Genomic DNA, 16,480 nt, shown 5'->3' on the forward strand with positions numbered 1-16,480 from the left:
ACCCTCCCCTTGCCAAGGGCAGGGTTGGGGAGGGGTAATTTTGTACCTCACCAGAGTTGGAAACGCTAGATACCCGACATTCTTCAAGAAAGTCGGGTATCTGAAAATAAATGAGTTTTACATATCAAATATATTAATTATGAATACTACTTGCACTTAAAACTGGTACAGGCGCAAGACTGATACCGCGGACAAAAATATCAACGCAAGTATTTATATATTCTTCACTGGTATAACTTTTGTTCTTGAGTTTGGCATTGTGGCAAAGCATACCAGCTAACAGCATCCCGGTAAACATATCGACTGCTGGCGTGGGGTCAAGTTCAGGTATGACAGTACCATTTTTCTGACAAGATTGGAGATAGGCAATTAATTTTTTGCTTAATGGTTGAACAGCTTCTTGGATAACTTGTTTAGCTGCTTCTGGATGACGTTTAGCTTCGCCAATGAAGGTACGAATTAAGTCTTCTTGAGCTTCCAGCATACTGTTATACAGTTTGGCATAGTTTCTCAGATCAACACGGAGATTTTGTGTCCAAGTTTCTGGGTGAGCCAAAGCTTCTATTTGGAGTGCAAGAGCATTTTCCATAACTGCTTTGAGCAGTTGTTCTTTGCTGGCAAAGTGACGAAATAATGTCACCTCATTCACGCCAGCAACGCGAGCTATTTCGCGGGTAGTTGCGCCTTGCACACCTAAACTAGCAAATACCTGTGAGGCGGCTTCGATTAAACGTATACGGGTGAGAGTTGATGAACGGATGTTTTTGGCCATTTTGCTTGCAAGTACTTACTTGCATTATATTTAAGGTTGAAAAATGTTTTATTGAGCAACTTACTATAATATTTAGCAAAAAGTTGCAAATTTAAGAAAGACGGAGAATACTGAGCTTAATAAAGCTATAGGAATTCTTATCTGCGGGTGTAGCGATGCTTGACTCCAATGGGGAAATATTCGCGATCGCCTGTTGCGGTTAAAGTCACCTGTGGTGTTTGATATTCTGGGGGAACGTAATTAGCAAATTCACTGTTGAGGCGTAGTAGCTGCGCCAGAATTGACTCAGTTATGGCTTGGCGTTTATCTTCACTACCTGCTATTCCCGGTGCTAGTTCTACAACTACAGATAAAAATCGGTTCTTGTCTGCATCTTCTTTAACTTGCAAGACGAATTTACCAGTCACCCATACTTGAATGAGTGGTTGTTCTAAACCGACACTGATATTTTCGGGATAAATATTCGCGCCGAAGTAAGACACCGTAAAGTTAGAACGTCCAAAAACGTAGACGAAAGGTAAGGGGTGAATTCCTCTGGGGGAGTGCTGAGTGATGGAGTTGAGATGTTCTAGTGGGTTGAAGTTCCATTCTGCTAAAAACTCCAGCATTGCATCGTAGGTAATAATTCCGCCAGTGTCGAGGATGTCGTAACGTATTAGGGGAATACCATTGTCACCAGAAAATAGCAATGAGTTGTTCTGCATCTCGAAAAAGCGACTGGTGGGGTCATATTGGACTAATGTGGGTAAACGAGATTCACCAAATAACGCTCTAGCCGCATCGGGATTTTTGGCTAAGAAACGACGAATGCAGATACTCAAAGGTGTTTCATTCCCTAACACACCAGCATCCGCAGTTCCGTAAAGTGAAGCGAAATCATAATAAGGATTTTGCGAACCTACTCTTTCACCAACTAAACTGCGCCATTCTTCGCTAAATACTTCTCCCGCCATGACTAACTTAATGTGATATTGCGACCATTCCACGCCACGACTAATACCTGTGTCAATGACATCTTTGAGGAATGGTGGATATCCCAAAAGGACAACTTGCTGAAAATTTCCCCCTAGTTCTTGAACTACGCGCAAGATTTCGTCTTTGTTGTTACCGGGTGTAATAACGGTGAGGGGATAACCTTTACTCGCCAGATAGCGACAGCAATTAGTGGTGAACATTCCCCCTACCCAAGTTCCCAGTGTGAAACAAATTACGGCGAGGGTGCGTCGAGTATCTGTAAAAAAACTATCATGGAAAATTTGCTCAAAGCGTGTAGCAATTTGCAGTTCATCGGTGAAGAAGCGCGGCCAAAATGTGGGTTTACCTGTGGAACCAGAAGAAGCGGCTATCATATCGCACTCGGCTAATTGACCATTGCGACACAAATCAGGCAGAGGATAACTTTGGATATAATTTTCTTTAGCGATCGCTGGTAATTGCTGAAAATCTTCCAGAGTTTGAATTTTATCAGGATTAATATCTCTTTCTGCTAAAAAAGCCTTGTATGCTGGGACATTAGCCGCCACATCGTGAAACAATGTTAAGACTACTGATGAATTGGCGGTGTTTAGATGCCTGTGTAGTATGGTTTCTATAGGTGTAGAGATAAATTCCTCAAATGCCTTGATGCTTCGTTGCTGTTGGGAATTGGCGTTCATAAATCTATCTGAAGTCGTTGAATATCAAGCTAGATTTGATTTTAAACGCCCAGGAACATGGAGGTAAACGCAAAGAGGCGCAGAGTTAGTTGATGAATTGTCCGTAAACAGAACTACTCCTGTTGTAGTAATTTATAAAAACCCTAATTTATCCTTCAGCACCATGCAAGTTTATTGCAGTAAACAACACACAAATCTTGACAGTAATCGGTTTTGCACCTCGTGTGGTGAACCATTACCTCTGGCTGTTGGGCAAATTGTCAATCAACGCTATCAAATTATACGTCAGCTAGGACAAGGTGGTTTTGGACGTACTTATTTAGCGGAAGATCAACAAAAAGCCAATCAAGTGTGCGTGCTGAAGGAATTTGCACCCCAAGTCCAAGCACAACAAGATTTACAAAAAGCGAAGGAATTATTTGAGAGGGAAGCAAATGTACTCAAGAAACTCCAGCATTCGCAAATTCCTCGGTTTCATGCTTCTTTACAGGTGCAGATAGGTAGTAAAGATTTTTTCTTTCTGGTGCAAGATTATATTGAGGGTGATAATTATTGCCAGTTATTAGAACAACGTCAAGCTAAAGGACAAACTTTTACTGAGGAAGAAATCATTCTGCTGCTGCAACAGATTTTACCTGTGTTGTCTTACATCCACTCCCAAGATGTTGTACATCGTGATATCTCACCGGATAATTTGATTTGGCGACGTTCTGACCATTTACCTGTACTGATTGATTTTGGCGGGGTGAAGCAATTACCTGCATCTCAAGGTTTTTGGTTCACAAAGTTAGCTGTGAATCACACATTGTTAGGTAAAAAAGGCTACGCACCAGAAGAACAAATCCGTCAAGGAAAAGTATTTCTCAGCAGTGATTTATATTCTTTAGCGGTGACGATACTCGTATTATTAACAGGTAAGGAACCTCAAAAATTATACGACAGCTATCAAGGGATGTGGTATTGGGGTAAGGAAATTCGGGTTAGCCCCAAACTAGAATCTGTATTGAAAAAGATGTTGGCTTATAAACCGAGCGATCGCTATCAAACAGCCGAACAAGTTCTCAAAGATTTACCATTGCCAGCTGTAACCCAACCAAGCAATCCTTATATTACCAAACTCAAGACTCAGATAGTTTCGCCGGGACAAAAACGCGCTAACGCAATTGTCAGTAGAATTCATCAAAGAACTCAAGCTGTGAGCCGCGCTTTACCTTTACCTGCGTGGTTACGTCCTTTTGCGGTGAGTATGGCGGGGACAGCAATAGTTGGTTTAACCGTGGCGGGAACTTTTGCAGCAGTAAATGCGGTAGTGCGAGGGATCACATCTATCACCATACCTTCTATATCATTGCCCACAATGCCATCATTACCTAATCCGCTGGCTCAACCAGTCAGCGACAAAGGAAGTAAAAGTAATGGGGATGTGCTGGCGCGTCGTCAAGAGTTGGAAATTTCCGAAGTATTTTTTGTCCGAATGGTAGATACTTTGTTTTATAGTCAAAAGCCGGAAATGCAAGGGCGTACCATCACATCAAAATCGGAAGATAAGGCTTTGCGCGATGAATGGTTGAGAATTGGTGATGACTTGTTGGATAAACTAGAACAGGCTGAACTTAGCGCCGCCGCACGGAGGAAATTAGGTAGTTACAGTCAAAAAGATTATGAAAGATGGAGACTGCAAGCCAGAACCGGAAAGTTAGGTAACTATACAGCCAGTCAGTTGAACAAAGACACAAATCAAAAATTTGCCGAGTTATTTCCCGGAAAGCAACGGGAGAAACAGAACCAACAAACTTACGGTCAAATTTGGTATGCGATCGCGGCTGATAAAGTTAGTAAAATACAATCGAACAATTAGTTAAGGTGTCAGGGTGATGAGTGTGAGAGGAAGCAGAGGTGTAAGGGTACAGACTTCGACTGCGCTCAGTCAGCGGGGGTGTACTTCGACTGCGCTCAGTAACCAGGGTGTAGGGGAAAAATTTATGACTCAGCATTCAAAACGGGCTAAACGCCCCGCTACCGGTAACAGCACTCAGCACTAATGACTAAATTCTATTGCTCTAAAGGTCATGAAAATCCAGCAGGTAGTCGGTTTTGTCTCCAGTGTGGTGAGAATTTACAAAATTTACCTGTCAGTAATGGTATCCAAGCTGGTTTAACTTTAAGCGATCGCTATGTTATTGTCCGTCAAATCGGACAAGGTGGGTTTGGACGCACTTATTTAGCTGAAGATATCAACCGCTTCCGCGAACCTTGTGTTTTAAAAGAATTTTCTCCCCAAGTGCAAACGGCTTACGTTTTACAAAAAGCCGAAGAACTATTTCAACGTGAAGCCAGTGTTCTTTACAACTTACAACATCTGCAAATTCCCCGCTTTCGAGAATTGTTTCGCACAAATCTGCAAGGTAAGGAATACTTATTTTTAGTGCAAGATTATGTAGAGGGACAAACATATAACTCTTTATTAAATACTCGCAAACAGCAAGGTTTACGGTTTACAGAAGCAGAAGTCCGTCAACTGTTACAGCAGATTTTGCCAGTTTTAGAATATATCCACTCGCTGGGTGTGATTCATCGAGATATTTCCCCAGATAATTTAATTTTACGCGCCGCCGACCAACTGCCAGTATTAATTGACTTTGGGGGTGTGAAACAAGTAGTCGCCACGGTTGCTTCTCAATATTACCAACCAGGTGCGGCGGCTCCAACCCCAGCGCCAACTTTATTGGGTAAAATCGGCTTTGCACCATCAGAACAAATGCAAACTGGTGCAGTATCTCCCCATAGTGACTTGTATGCTTTGGCAGTCACCATATTAGTATTATTAACAGGGAAACAACCCCAAGAATTATTAGATAATTACACTCTGGCTTGGAAATGGCAGCAAGAAGCTAGTGTGAGTCCGGCGTTAGCACAACTGTTAGATAAAATGTTAGCGCCTCGACCAAGCGATCGCTATCAATCTGCTAGTCAAGTTTTACACGCCTTGAACCCGACACCGATTCAATATCCTGTAACTCAACCACCAGTTATATCTCAGCCAGCAACCTCGGCTACTTTTGCAGTCGCCCCTTCTCCTGCTATTAACCCAATACAACCTCGTCCTCTCTCCCCATCTTCCGCACCTATTCCCCAAGCCAAAAGTCGATGGACAACAACGAAAACTTTTACTGCAACATTAGCGGTAGTTGGTGTGATTGGGGTACTCTGGTTAGGGACAAATCGGAATAAGAATGATGGTGGGAATAATATTGACCCTACACCAACACCCAGCGTTACCCAACCCGTTGATGCTTCCGAGAATTATTCCCCAGCAGAAAAGCAACGCAAAGAAAAATTAAGCGATCGCCGTCAAGAGTTGGGAATTGAGCAAAGCTTTTATGTAAACTTAGTCAATCAAATCTTTTGGCGGAGAAACCCTAGTTTACAAGGGCGCACCCTCAGCGATCAACCAGAAGATGAAAGTTTGCGCGCTGCTTGGGATAAAACTGCGGATGAAGTGTTAAATAAGGTTGCGGTTCTCAGTAATCAATCACGGCGACAACTAGGAAATTATACCGCAGCCGATCGCGATCGCTGGAAAGCCGCAGTGAATAAAATTAACGTTGGTAGTCGCGCTTTATATGATTTAGGTGATGTAGCCTTTTACCGCATATTTCCTGAACAGCGTGGGCGAGATTTTATGAAGGAACCCATCGGACAAGTTTGGCATGGGTTTGTCAACGATCAACTAAATGCTATCCTCAACGGGAGTGCTTTTGACAAGATTGTTTTTGAGACAGGAGCGATAAGTAAAACAGTCAGTGGAACTCTCAAACCGGGAACTGGTAAAGTTTTCATCGCTGGACTGGCTAAAGGGCAAACATTAGACTTAAACCTCAAAGCAAATTCCCAAGTTTTGCTATCAGTTTATTCTCCTTCCGGCAAAATCAGACTTTTAGAAGACTCGACAAAACGCACTTTAACCGCAGAATTACCCGAAAAGGGATACTATGAGTTTGCGATCGCTTCCACAGCCTCAGCAGCCGTAGATTATCAACTCACTATCGCCGCAGAAAATCCCGCCCCAGTGGAAACCCCAACACCCACACCTACAGAAACGCCCACGCCCATAGAAACGCCTACAGAAACGCCCACAGAAACGCCCACGCCAGTAGGAACAGAACTGTGAACTGATTTGGCTTTGTTTAGAGTGCGATCGCGATTAAATCTTCAAAATGAGCGCGCGTAATTTCTGTGTCAGTATTTTTAATTTTCTAGAGAACTGCTACAATCCCCCTATTCCCGATAGAGAATATGAATTTTTTGTGGAGTTTGCAATTAAACATCATTAATCCGTGCAAACATCTAGTACTATAAATCTTATATAACCATATATACATCAATTTACCGTAGATTGAGAGGAGCCACGGAATGAATTTTTGGCAGCGTCCCCTGAAGCGATCGCAGCAACTTATGAATCAGCACCAACCATATCGGTTCAGGCTCAATTCGCTCAAAGGTTTTGTATCGCTCACATTGGTAGGAGCTATTTTGAGTGTGGCGCTGGCGGCCTGCTCTGGTGGAAATAGCAGTAATTCTGGAACTGAAGCTCCTTCTGCTAGTCCAGTTGCAGCTAACAAGCAAAACGTTGAAGTCACTTTAGTTTCCTTTGCTGTAACTAAAGCTGCTCACGAAGCCATCATTCCTAAGTTTGTTGAAAAGTGGAAGCAAGAGCATAACCAAACTGTCACTTTTAAACAAAGCTATGGCGGTTCTGGCTCTCAAACTCGTGCTGTCATTGACGGTTTAGAAGCAGATGTTGTTCACTTAGCACTATCTGGAGATACGCAAAAAATTGAGAAAGCCGGATTAATTCAGCCTGGATGGGAAACTGAAGTACCAAATAACGGTATTGTTTCTAAATCTGTAGCGGCGATCGTTACCCGTGAAGGTAATCCGAAAAACATCAAGACTTGGACAGATTTAGCCAAAGATGGCGTAAAACTAATTACAGCTGACCCAAAAACATCAGGTGTAGCTAAGTGGAACTTCCTCGCGCTGTGGAATTCGGCAATTAAAACTGGTGCAGACGACGCTAAGGCAACTGAATTTGTCGGTAAAGTTTATAACAATGTACCCCTTTTAACTAAAGATGCCCGTGAAGCAACTGACGCATTTTTCAAACAAGGTCAGGGAGATGCTTTAATTAATTACGAAAACGAAATTGTTTTGGCAGAACAAAAGGGTGAAAAAGTAAGTTACATCGTTCCTGAAGTTAATATTTCTATCGATAACCCAGTTGCGGTGGTTGATAAAAATGTTGATAAGCATGGCACCCGTGAAGTTGCCGAAGCTTTTGTCAAATACCTGTATACACCAGAAGCACAGCAAGAATTTGCCAAATTGGGATTCCGCCCAGTTGATGAAACTGTTGCCCAATCTAAAGAAGTGAAAGACAAATTCCCCAGTGTGAAAACATTAGGTACAGTGAAAGATTACGGTGGTTGGAGTGAAATTGATAAGAAGTTCTTCGCTGAGGGTGGTATTTTTGACAAGATTCAAGCCCAAAAGAAACGGTAATTAATTATTAGTCAATGGTCAAGGGTCATTTGTTCTTTGTCAAATGACCCTTGACTCATGACAAATTACAAAAAACAAATTCTCATTTTTTTATGGCTGTATCTTCTCCTCCATCCCCACATCAGAATCTCGCTTCGGAAACTCCAGCCTGGAAGAAGTTTCTACATCAGTTAATTCATCTGCCTTGGACATGGCGAATTACGTTGGTATACCTAACATTTATGTTATTTATGCCCATAGCTGCTATGTTCCTGAAAGCCAGTACAGAATCTCCGGCTAGGTTCTGGGAAATTGCTACTAGCGAGATTGCCTTAGCAACTTACAACGTGACTTTTGTTACATCCATAGGGGCTGCACTACTCAATGGAGTATTTGGTACTTTAATTGCCTGGGTTTTAGTGCGTTACGACTTTCCTTTGAAAAAGGTAATTGATGCCACCGTAGACTTACCTTTTGCCCTGCCAACTTCTGTTGCTGGTTTAACATTGGCGACAGTTTACAGCAATAATGGCTGGATTGGTTCACTGTTAGCCCCATTGGGAATTAAAGTCTCTTTCACTCGGTTGGGTGTAGCAGTAGCCATGATATTTATTTCCCTACCATTTGTTGTCAGGACTGTACAACCTGTACTCCAAGAAATGGAACAAGACATTGAAGAAGCAGCTTGGTGTCTGGGTGCTTCTCAATGGCAAACATTTTGGAAAGTGATTTTACCGCCATTATTCCCGACAATTTTGACTGGGATTGCCTTGGGTTTTTCTCGCGCCGTTGGTGAATATGGCTCGACGGTCATTATTTCTTCTAATACACCCTATCAAGATTTAATTGCGCCGGTACTAATTTTTCAACGCTTAGAACAGTATGACTATTCTGGCGCTACTGTTATTGGCATGGTGCTACTAACAATTTCTTTGATACTGCTATTGGCGATTAATTTCTTACAAGCGTGGGCAAGAAGGTATGACAGTAAATAAGCCAAAACTTCACTCATCTGGGTCTACTAGAGGTATAGCCAAGCCCAAACAACAGAATAGTTGGGTTCCTACCATTTTAATTGGTATAGCAATTGGTTATTTAGCCTTAATTCAATACATCCCAGCCATTAACGTTTTTATCCAAGCTTTTAGAAAGGGTGTTGGCCCGTTTTTTGCTAACTTGACCCACCCGGCCTTTCTTCATGCAGCTTGGCTAACGCTGATACTGGCATTAATTGCCGTACCGTTAAATACAGTTTTTGGCTTGTGTGCAGCTTGGGCGATCGCCCGGCATAAATTCCCTGGTCGTGCCATAGTTTTAAGTATTATTGACCTGCCCTTTTCCATCTCCCCAGTAGTCGCCGGGTTGATGATTGTCTTACTCTACGGTCGGAACGGTTGGTTTGGGCCTTTTCTGGAAGCCCACGACATTAAAATTATCTTTGCCTTTCCCGGTATGGTATTGGCTACAGCATTTGTGAGTATGCCTTTTGTCGCACGAGAAGTCATTCCTGTGTTAGAGGAATTTGGTAGTGATCAAGAGGAAGCCGCTAAAACCTTGGGTGCAAAAGATTGGCAGATATTCTGGCGCGTCACCTTACCTAGCATTCGCTGGGGATTACTTTACGGCTTAATTTTGACTAATGCCAGAGCAATGGGAGAATTCGGTGCTGTTTCTGTAGTTTCCGGTAACATTGCTGACAAAACCCAGAGCTTACCACTGTTTGTCGAAGATGCTTACAAACAGTACGAAACTGAAGCCGCCTTTTCCGCCGCGGTACTTTTGGCACTATTAGCAGTCGTCACCTTAATCCTGAAGGAAATTTTAGAACGCAAAACTCGCATCAAAGATGTTGAGTAGTGCATCTGTCCCGCCGCGGCACTTACCAGTCTCATAGCATAAATCATCTAAGGATGAGTCAAATAAAAATTTATTTCAGTCCACGCTTTGTGGACTTTGGCTATGAGTCTGGAACTTTAGTTCTAGGCGGGAACGTTTTTATAGTTCCCTATTAATTAAAGGTTGATTTGATATGGATAGCGAAGATACCCTTAAATCTAAACGGATACGGCTAAGAATTCCCAAAGATTATCATCAAGAACCTGTGATTTCCCACTTAGTTTCAGACTACGGTCTGACTGTAAATATTACTGCGGCAATTCTGGGAGCGAATGCTGTAGGTGATGGTTGGTTTGATTTGGAACTCAAAGGAATCGATACACAAATTCAGGATGGACTCAGCTATCTCCAAAATCTACAACTAGAAGTCTGGGACGATCGCAAAATAGCTGATTGGTAATACCAATTAAAAAAAAGCAGATCAACGTTACATCTAATGATGGTTGGAAAAACCTTCACTGGAACCATGACTTATGCGGGTGAAGACCCGATGGGTTTCCGCGCTACCAAAATCTAAAAAGGCGATCGCGCACAAAGGTTAGTACAGACAGTCAAGTAGGGTAGGCGATCGCATTGCACGCACCCTACTTGACTACCGTAGCCTCAACATCAGTAGATTATCAACTCACTATGGTTGCGGAAAATCCTATCCCTGTGGAAACACCCACGCCTGTGGGAACAGAACAATGAAGAGGCTGTTGATTGAGAATTTTCTGGAAAATACCCACCCTACAAATTTTATTTAAGACCAACCAAGTGTATCCAGAATGTCCAGCGATCGCACATCATCTGATAAAAGTTCTACTTCTTGCACCTCATGGCAAGTAATGTCACCTATCACCTGCTCCCTACTATAAGTCAGTCAGGCGACTCCATTCATTCCAAGAGCCATCGTAATTCCGAACATTTGGATAGCCTAGTAGATACGTTAAGACAAACCAAGTGTATCCAGAACGTCCACCGATCGCACAATAGGGAAAAATTTCTTTATCCGGTGTAATACCTTGGCTGGTATAAAGATTTTTTAACTCAGCAAATGATTTAAAAGTACCGTCCTCATTCAGTGTGAGGATATGCTCAAGATGAACTGCGCCAGGGATATGTCCAGTGCGTTCATTGGCTTTAGGTGGTTGGTTAAAAAACCACTCACCGTTGTATTCTTGAATTGTGCGGACATCTAATAAAATGCGTTCCTGTTGATGAATTGCCGCTTCAACTTCAGGATGTAAGACTCTCAAACTATGATCAGGCGCTTGGGGTTGATAATCAGTGGTGGGAAATGTAGATAACTCAGTTGCGAGTGGACGATTTTCTGTCTTCCATTTTTGATAGCCGCCATTGAGAACTCTAACATTATCGTGACCAAAGACTTTTAACAACCAAAAAATCCAGCCGCCGATGCCGGGATAATTGCCATAAGCAATGACTGTTGTATCATTACTGATACCAGAGCGTGCCATGAGTTTGGCAAAAGCGATCGCATCTAAATTAATTTTTAAATCGGGTAATAGTAAGTCTGTAAAAATATTCCAAAATACCGCACCCGGTAGATGGGCATTTTTGTAAGGCTCTGGACTTGTATCTACTTCAACAATGCGAACATGAGGATCATGGAAATGATCTGCTAACCATTGGGTATCAACGATAACTGATGGATCAGCGTAATCAGAATTTATAGTCATAGTGAATTTATCCAAAAATCTATACTCAAAACTCACACTTCGGCTTCTCCTGTCGGAGACGCTGCGCGAACGCTCAGTGAACAGCACTCAGTACTCAGCACATTGCTCTAAGATAAAGCAGGTGGCAGTATTGCTTCTAGACCTCAAAAGTGTACAATTTGCCTATGGTTGCGTTACAAGATATATTTCGGGCAATTGCTCAAGCTGAAGATGAACAAACATTGCGATCGTATATATTCACAGATATCAGTCACTATTTTGCCGCTACACGCAGTGGGCTGTTTTTCTTTGATCAAAGTCATCTGATTGACAAAGCAATACTAATTGCCTTATCACCCCAATACAACCCAGTTGCACGTTACTTACTAGAACGCCACGCCCCAGTTCACGAAGCCTTGGTAGTCGAACCAAAAACATGGAAATTGATTTGTCCTCGTCCTGATCACTATCATGTTATGGCTGGGCCAATTGTTAGCGCTGGTAAATTAGTAGGTGCATTAGGTTTTACCCGTCAACAAGATATACCTGCATTCGATTCGCAAAATCTCACAGATTTGAGTGCAATTTGTCTGCACATTTCCACTTGGGTAACAATGACTCAAGCCCAACATCCACCTTTACAAACAGCAGGTTTAACTTCTAGAGAAGTGGAAATTGCTACCCTAGTGGCGCAAGGGTGTAGCAATACAGAAATTAGTCGTGAATTGTGGATTACCCAGAACTCTGTGAAACAAGCTTTAAAAAGAATGTTCCGCAAGCTAGAAGTTTCATCTCGCACGCAAATGTTGGCAAAGCTTTCGACAGTTGCACAGTCCCAGCAATTGCCGAAATAGTAATTGTAATTTTTATCATGAAAATATAAATTTTGGGATTTCTTGAGATGAATTAATAGATAGTAAATAGTGATAAATCTCAAAATTCGCAGTGTTCAGATCCCCGAATTCTTGAAAAAGTCGGGGATCTCGCTTAGTCAACTTTAAATAGCGCGATCGCACACAAAGGTTAGTATAGTCAAGTAGGATAGGTGACACCCTACTTGACTAGCATTGGTTCTTGCTTAGGTAACGCAGAGGCTGTAAGTGGGTCGTAGCCTAATTGTTGAGTAATTCGTTGTCTAGCTAAAACCCGGTACTCCCAAAAATGTTCTCCCGCAGCACATAGTCCTAAATACATATTCAAAACTTGCGGTTTTGTCACTAGAATTGCCCAGAGTTGTTGCCAGAACTGCACACGAATTTCTGGTTGACGTAAGCCTTGAAGCCAGATTAACTGAACAACGAGACGCAATGCCTTACCTGGAGACAATTGCATAGTTTGTTTTCGCTGGGCGAGGGAACCAAGACTCAGACATTGCTGAAAACAGCGTCTCAGATAGTTTCTGGGTTCATATAAAGTCCATAAACCTTCTACATATTCTCTGGCAATTTCATCAATGGAGCGTGTGGGGATGAAATTCATTAAGGTATTCTGGTCTCCTACTTCAGTTCCACCAATACCCTTACTATCTAACAAACGCTGTTCTTTTTGCAGACGGTTCCATAAAGCAGTATTGGGCAAAGCTTGAAGAATGCCCAACATTGGTTGAGGAATATTAGTTTGTTCGACAAAAGCCTGAATTTTTTCTCCTGCGCCTGGGCGTTCTCCATCAAAACCGAGGATAAACCCGGCATAGATGAGTATGCCTGCTTGATTAATCTTCTGACAGGCTTGCACAAGCGGACTTCGAGTATTTTGCACTTTTTGTGTTAGATGCAAACTTTCTTGGTCAGGAGTTTCTATGCCGAGAAAAACTGCATAGAAACCTGCTTCATTCATTAATTGCAACAGTTCTTCATCTTCGGCTAAATTCACAGAAGCTTCAGTGATGAATGTGAAGGGATAGGAGTGCTGCTTCATCCAAGGAATCAACTCCCGCAGGAAACGTTTGACGTTCCGCTGATTGCCAATAAAGTTGTCGTCCACGATAAACAGTGACCCTCGCCAGCCTAAATCATACAAAGCTTGTAACTCAGCGATGGCTTGCAGAGGTTCTTTTGTGCGTGGTTTGCGACCGTAGAGCGTAATAATATCGCAAAACTCGCAGTTAAAGGGGCAACCGCGAGAAAACTGGATAGCCATCATCAAGTAAGCATCCCGTTTTAGCAAGTCAAAACGAGGCATGGGGCTTTGGCTGACATCAGGTTTTTCCAGAGAGCGAAATATCCCCTGTTCTTCACCTTGATTGAGGGCTGCTAAAAATTGCGGAACAGTTAATTCCCCCTCATCCAAAATTAAATAATGCGCTCCAGAGTTCAAAGCATCTTGTGGAATAGATGTTGGGTAAGGGCCACCGACTGCTACTTTTTTACCTAAGCGCACGGCTTTTTGAATCAGGGCATGAAAATCTGGTTTCTGCACCAACATTGCCGACAAGATGACGAGATCGCACCACTCCCAATCAGCTTCTGTTTCCAGAGTGACATTGCGATCGCAAAATCTAATTTCCCATTCTGGGGGTAGCAGTGCTGCAACTGTGATAATTCCTAGTGGCGGTAAAACGGCTTTCAGTCCGGCGATTTCCATGAAGCGATCGTAAGACCAAAAGGACTGGGGAAACTGAGGGTAGAGCAATAATGCTTTCATAAAATCCTTGTTGCAAAACTTATGCTATCTCGGACTCCCATCAATAGCCAACATAATCAGTTTGGGAACTGATTTGTTGCTCCAAACAAATTAACGCCTCATCTCTGCACTACAAGTTAGGCATATAAGCATGATAAAAATAATCAAAACCTTAATTTGTTTGAGTCTTTTAAATTAGCAATACATCTGTCAGAAGATTGAGAATATCTTCTTGCTAAATGAATCAACAAAGACACTCTAAATAATACAACTTAGAAGGCTTTTCTTCTCTCTGTCTAAAGTAAGAACAAATTGATATTCCTAGTCTGTAGGCAGAATATTCATTAAACTGGATTGAATTGCAGGATAATTCAGAAGTCAAAATCAATAATATCACCGAGAATCCAATTCTCAATTCTCGCTCCTGACTTCTGAATTCTGTTTTGATAAAATCAATATTGCCAGATTTAGAACTCTTTCAAACTATGGTTGTTTCGCCTCTGGTTTTTGATATTTACCTGGATATTTCCTTTGATAATAGTCTTGCATAATTTCTAAAATCATCGGCGCGGCGATCGCACCACCACCACCACCAGAATGTTCGGCAAAAGCAACAATCACCATTTCTGGATTATCGGCGGGCGCATAAGCACCAAACCAAGCATGATTTTGCTTGACGCGATTTTTCCAGGCTTCTGCTGTACCACTTTTGCCAGCCACAGGGGGAATTGTCGGCTTATTTAAAGCTTTACCTGTACCTTCAGCTACAACCTTGCGTAGTCCATCGCGGAGAACCTTAATGGTTGTCGGCTGCATATTTAAAGATTCACGCCAGCTTTTAGCTTCTTCATTATCTTTGAGTAAATGCGGCTGGACTCGATAACCGCCATTAGCTGGAACTGCAAACATAATCGCCACTTGTAAAGGTGTGGTTTGTAAAGCACCTTGACCAATAGACATATTAATGGTATCGCCCACAGTCCAGGGGATTTTCCAGGCTTTTTGCTTCCAGTTTTCATCCGGGACTAAACCTTTGGTTTCTTCGGCGGCGAACTCAAAGCCAGTTTTTTGCCCAAATCCATACTTGCGAGTCCATTCAATTAAAGTCGGGCCGCCAACACCTCTACCTATTTGATAAAAGAAAGTATCACTACTCCACTGCATCGCACCGACAAATCCTAAAGGCCCAAACCCTGCATGATTCCACTCGCCAAATCTGGTTCCGCCAATGTTTAAGGAACCGTAGGTTTGTAAAACTGTGCTGGGCGAAAATTTCCCTGATTCTAACCCAGCCGTTGCAGTGACAATTTTAAAAGTACTAGCGGGGGGAAAGGCGCTGAGGGCGCGATTAACTAGGGGATGGTCTTCACCTTGAACAGATTCCCAGTCTTTTTGCGTGAGTTTTTGTTTAGAAAAGATATTGGGGTTAAAGGTGGGATGGGAAACTAAGGCTAAAACTGCACCATTTTTCGGGTTGATTGCCACAATAGCACCATCGCGATCGCCCAAGGCTTTTTCTGCGGCTTTCTGTATATCTAAATCTAAAGTCAAGTGCAGATCATTCCCAGCTTTGGCTTGTTTTTCTCCTAAAACCCGCAACGGTCGCCCAGCCCCATCGACTTCTACCTGCTGACCGCCCCATTCACCTCGCAATGATTTCTCATAAGCCTTTTCGACCCCCATCTGGCCAATAACATCACCTAAGCGATAACCTTCTTTTTTTCTTTCTTTTAGTTGTTCAGCCGTTAATTCCCTGGTATAACCCAGTACATGAGCGAGGGCTGTACCGTGGGGATAGTAACGCACCGCTTCTGTATGAACTTCTACTTCTGGTAGTTCGTTTTCATATTCCTTCATCGCTGTGACTTGCGCTTCATTCAAGTCACGGGCAATTCTAATTAAAGAAGATGAATATGCACCAGCTTCATCTAGCTTTTTTTCGATGTCTGCTTGGGGAATATCTAAAATACTGGCTAACCTTGGCCCGACAATTGGCCAAGAAGGTTTAGTATGTGCCATTGGCCAAAGATACACAGAACGGGGATAACGCGTACTAGCCAAAAGTTTGCCGTTCCGGTCAAAAATATTCCCCCGTTCTGGTTGTTTCGCAATTACCCGAATGCGGTTAGACTCGGCGCGTTTGCGGTGGATTTCCCCCTCAGCAATTTGCAAATATGCTAACCGCGCCCCAATGCCCGTTAACATTGAAAGGGTAAATAGGATTAAAAACCCCGACTGAAAATTGCGTCCGACTGTACGGGTATTTTTTTTGCCACCAAGAGGAGACGGGTGTAATACTGCCATAAACAAATTAATTTACTTATTAAGTACTA

Annotated in this window: 12 protein-coding genes and 1 pseudogene; 8 read left to right on the forward strand and 5 right to left on the reverse strand. The window is 42.6% G+C overall.

Going from position 1 to position 16,480, the window contains the following annotated elements; genetic code table 11:
* Positions 1-133: 133 nt before the first annotated feature.
* Both IQ244_RS03970 and IQ244_RS03975 read right to left on the reverse strand, forming a co-directional pair.
* Positions 134-772 carry a TetR/AcrR family transcriptional regulator gene (locus IQ244_RS03970; protein WP_193890027.1) on the reverse strand — a complete coding sequence of 213 codons (639 nt, stop codon included), beginning with the start codon at positions 770-772 and terminating at the stop codon, positions 134-136.
* A 137-nt stretch (positions 773-909) separates the two neighbouring features.
* A complete protein-coding gene (locus IQ244_RS03975; RefSeq protein ID WP_193890029.1) occupies positions 910-2,427 on the reverse strand; it encodes a phenylacetate--CoA ligase family protein in 1,518 nt (505 codons plus the stop codon).
* 163 nt (positions 2,428-2,590) lie between these two features.
* Between IQ244_RS03975 and IQ244_RS03980 the strand changes: the two genes are divergently transcribed.
* From IQ244_RS03980 to IQ244_RS33330, 7 genes and pseudogenes are all read left to right on the forward strand, one after another.
* Entirely contained in the window at positions 2,591-4,285 is a 1,695-nt protein-coding gene (locus tag IQ244_RS03980) for a serine/threonine-protein kinase (protein WP_193890031.1), read from the forward strand.
* Between the two features lie 183 nt (positions 4,286-4,468).
* Positions 4,469-5,350: pseudogene (locus IQ244_RS33325) on the forward strand (protein kinase domain-containing protein); the annotation flags it as partial.
* Positions 5,351-6,840: 1,490 nt separating this feature from the next.
* A complete protein-coding gene (locus tag IQ244_RS03990) occupies positions 6,841-7,989 on the forward strand; it encodes a sulfate ABC transporter substrate-binding protein (RefSeq protein ID WP_193890035.1) in 1,149 nt (382 codons plus the stop codon).
* A 92-nt stretch (positions 7,990-8,081) separates the two neighbouring features.
* Complete coding sequence (cysT, locus tag IQ244_RS03995) at positions 8,082-8,963, forward strand: sulfate ABC transporter permease subunit CysT (RefSeq protein ID WP_193890037.1); 882 nt, start codon at positions 8,082-8,084, stop codon at positions 8,961-8,963.
* Positions 8,950-9,825, forward strand: coding sequence for a sulfate ABC transporter permease subunit CysW (gene cysW, locus IQ244_RS04000; protein WP_193890038.1), 876 nt, complete (start codon positions 8,950-8,952; stop codon positions 9,823-9,825). The genes cysT and cysW overlap by 14 nt, the downstream gene beginning before the upstream one ends.
* Positions 9,826-9,997: 172 nt before the next feature.
* Positions 9,998-10,264: an NIL domain-containing protein gene (locus tag IQ244_RS04005; RefSeq protein WP_193890040.1), complete on the forward strand. Its 267-nt coding sequence runs from the start codon at positions 9,998-10,000 to the stop codon at positions 10,262-10,264.
* Between the two features lie 66 nt (positions 10,265-10,330).
* Complete coding sequence (locus IQ244_RS33330; RefSeq protein ID WP_416209757.1) at positions 10,331-10,381, forward strand: hypothetical protein; 51 nt, start codon at positions 10,331-10,333, stop codon at positions 10,379-10,381.
* A 334-nt stretch (positions 10,382-10,715) separates the two neighbouring features.
* Here the strand turns inward: IQ244_RS33330 and IQ244_RS04015 are convergent, their stop codons facing one another.
* The gene (locus IQ244_RS04015) at positions 10,716-11,546 is read right to left on the reverse strand and encodes a sulfurtransferase (protein WP_193890041.1); all 831 of its coding nucleotides are present in this window, start codon (positions 11,544-11,546) and stop codon (positions 10,716-10,718) included.
* Between the two features lie 164 nt (positions 11,547-11,710).
* Here IQ244_RS04015 and IQ244_RS04020 point away from each other — a divergent pair, with 164 nt between their 5' ends.
* Positions 11,711-12,379: a LuxR C-terminal-related transcriptional regulator gene (locus IQ244_RS04020; RefSeq protein ID WP_193890043.1), complete on the forward strand. Its 669-nt coding sequence runs from the start codon at positions 11,711-11,713 to the stop codon at positions 12,377-12,379.
* Positions 12,380-12,578: 199 nt separating this feature from the next.
* Here the strand turns inward: IQ244_RS04020 and IQ244_RS04025 are convergent, their stop codons facing one another.
* Together IQ244_RS04025 and mrdA are read right to left on the reverse strand one after the other, a co-directional pair.
* Entirely contained in the window at positions 12,579-14,168 is a 1,590-nt protein-coding gene (locus IQ244_RS04025) for a B12-binding domain-containing radical SAM protein (protein WP_193890044.1), read from the reverse strand.
* A 462-nt stretch (positions 14,169-14,630) separates the two neighbouring features.
* The gene (gene mrdA, locus IQ244_RS04030) at positions 14,631-16,451 is read right to left on the reverse strand and encodes a penicillin-binding protein 2 (RefSeq protein ID WP_193890045.1); all 1,821 of its coding nucleotides are present in this window, start codon (positions 16,449-16,451) and stop codon (positions 14,631-14,633) included.
* Positions 16,452-16,480 lie beyond the last annotated feature (29 nt).

Origin of the sequence: Nostoc sp. LEGE 06077 (assembly GCF_015207705.1) — a bacterium.
Taxonomy (GTDB): domain Bacteria; phylum Cyanobacteriota; class Cyanobacteriia; order Cyanobacteriales; family Nostocaceae; genus Nostoc_B.

Bases quoted from the DNA above. Each gene is read 5' to 3' on its own strand.
- IQ244_RS03970 (WP_193890027.1), bottom strand. From the start codon at position 772: ATGGCCAAAAACATCCGTTCATCAACTCTCACCCGTATACGTTTAATC.
- IQ244_RS03975 (WP_193890029.1), bottom strand. From the start codon at position 2,427: ATGAACGCCAATTCCCAACAGCAACGAAGCATCAAGGCATTTGAGGAA.
- IQ244_RS03980 (WP_193890031.1), top strand. From the start codon at position 2,591: ATGCAAGTTTATTGCAGTAAACAACACACAAATCTTGACAGTAATCGG.
- IQ244_RS03990 (WP_193890035.1), top strand. From the start codon at position 6,841: ATGAATTTTTGGCAGCGTCCCCTGAAGCGATCGCAGCAACTTATGAAT.
- cysT (WP_193890037.1), top strand. From the start codon at position 8,082: ATGGCTGTATCTTCTCCTCCATCCCCACATCAGAATCTCGCTTCGGAA.
- cysW (WP_193890038.1), top strand. From the start codon at position 8,950: ATGACAGTAAATAAGCCAAAACTTCACTCATCTGGGTCTACTAGAGGT.
- IQ244_RS04005 (WP_193890040.1), top strand. From the start codon at position 9,998: ATGGATAGCGAAGATACCCTTAAATCTAAACGGATACGGCTAAGAATT.
- IQ244_RS04015 (WP_193890041.1), bottom strand. From the start codon at position 11,546: ATGACTATAAATTCTGATTACGCTGATCCATCAGTTATCGTTGATACC.
- IQ244_RS04020 (WP_193890043.1), top strand. From the start codon at position 11,711: ATGGTTGCGTTACAAGATATATTTCGGGCAATTGCTCAAGCTGAAGAT.
- IQ244_RS04025 (WP_193890044.1), bottom strand. From the start codon at position 14,168: ATGAAAGCATTATTGCTCTACCCTCAGTTTCCCCAGTCCTTTTGGTCT.
- mrdA (WP_193890045.1), bottom strand. From the start codon at position 16,451: ATGGCAGTATTACACCCGTCTCCTCTTGGTGGCAAAAAAAATACCCGT.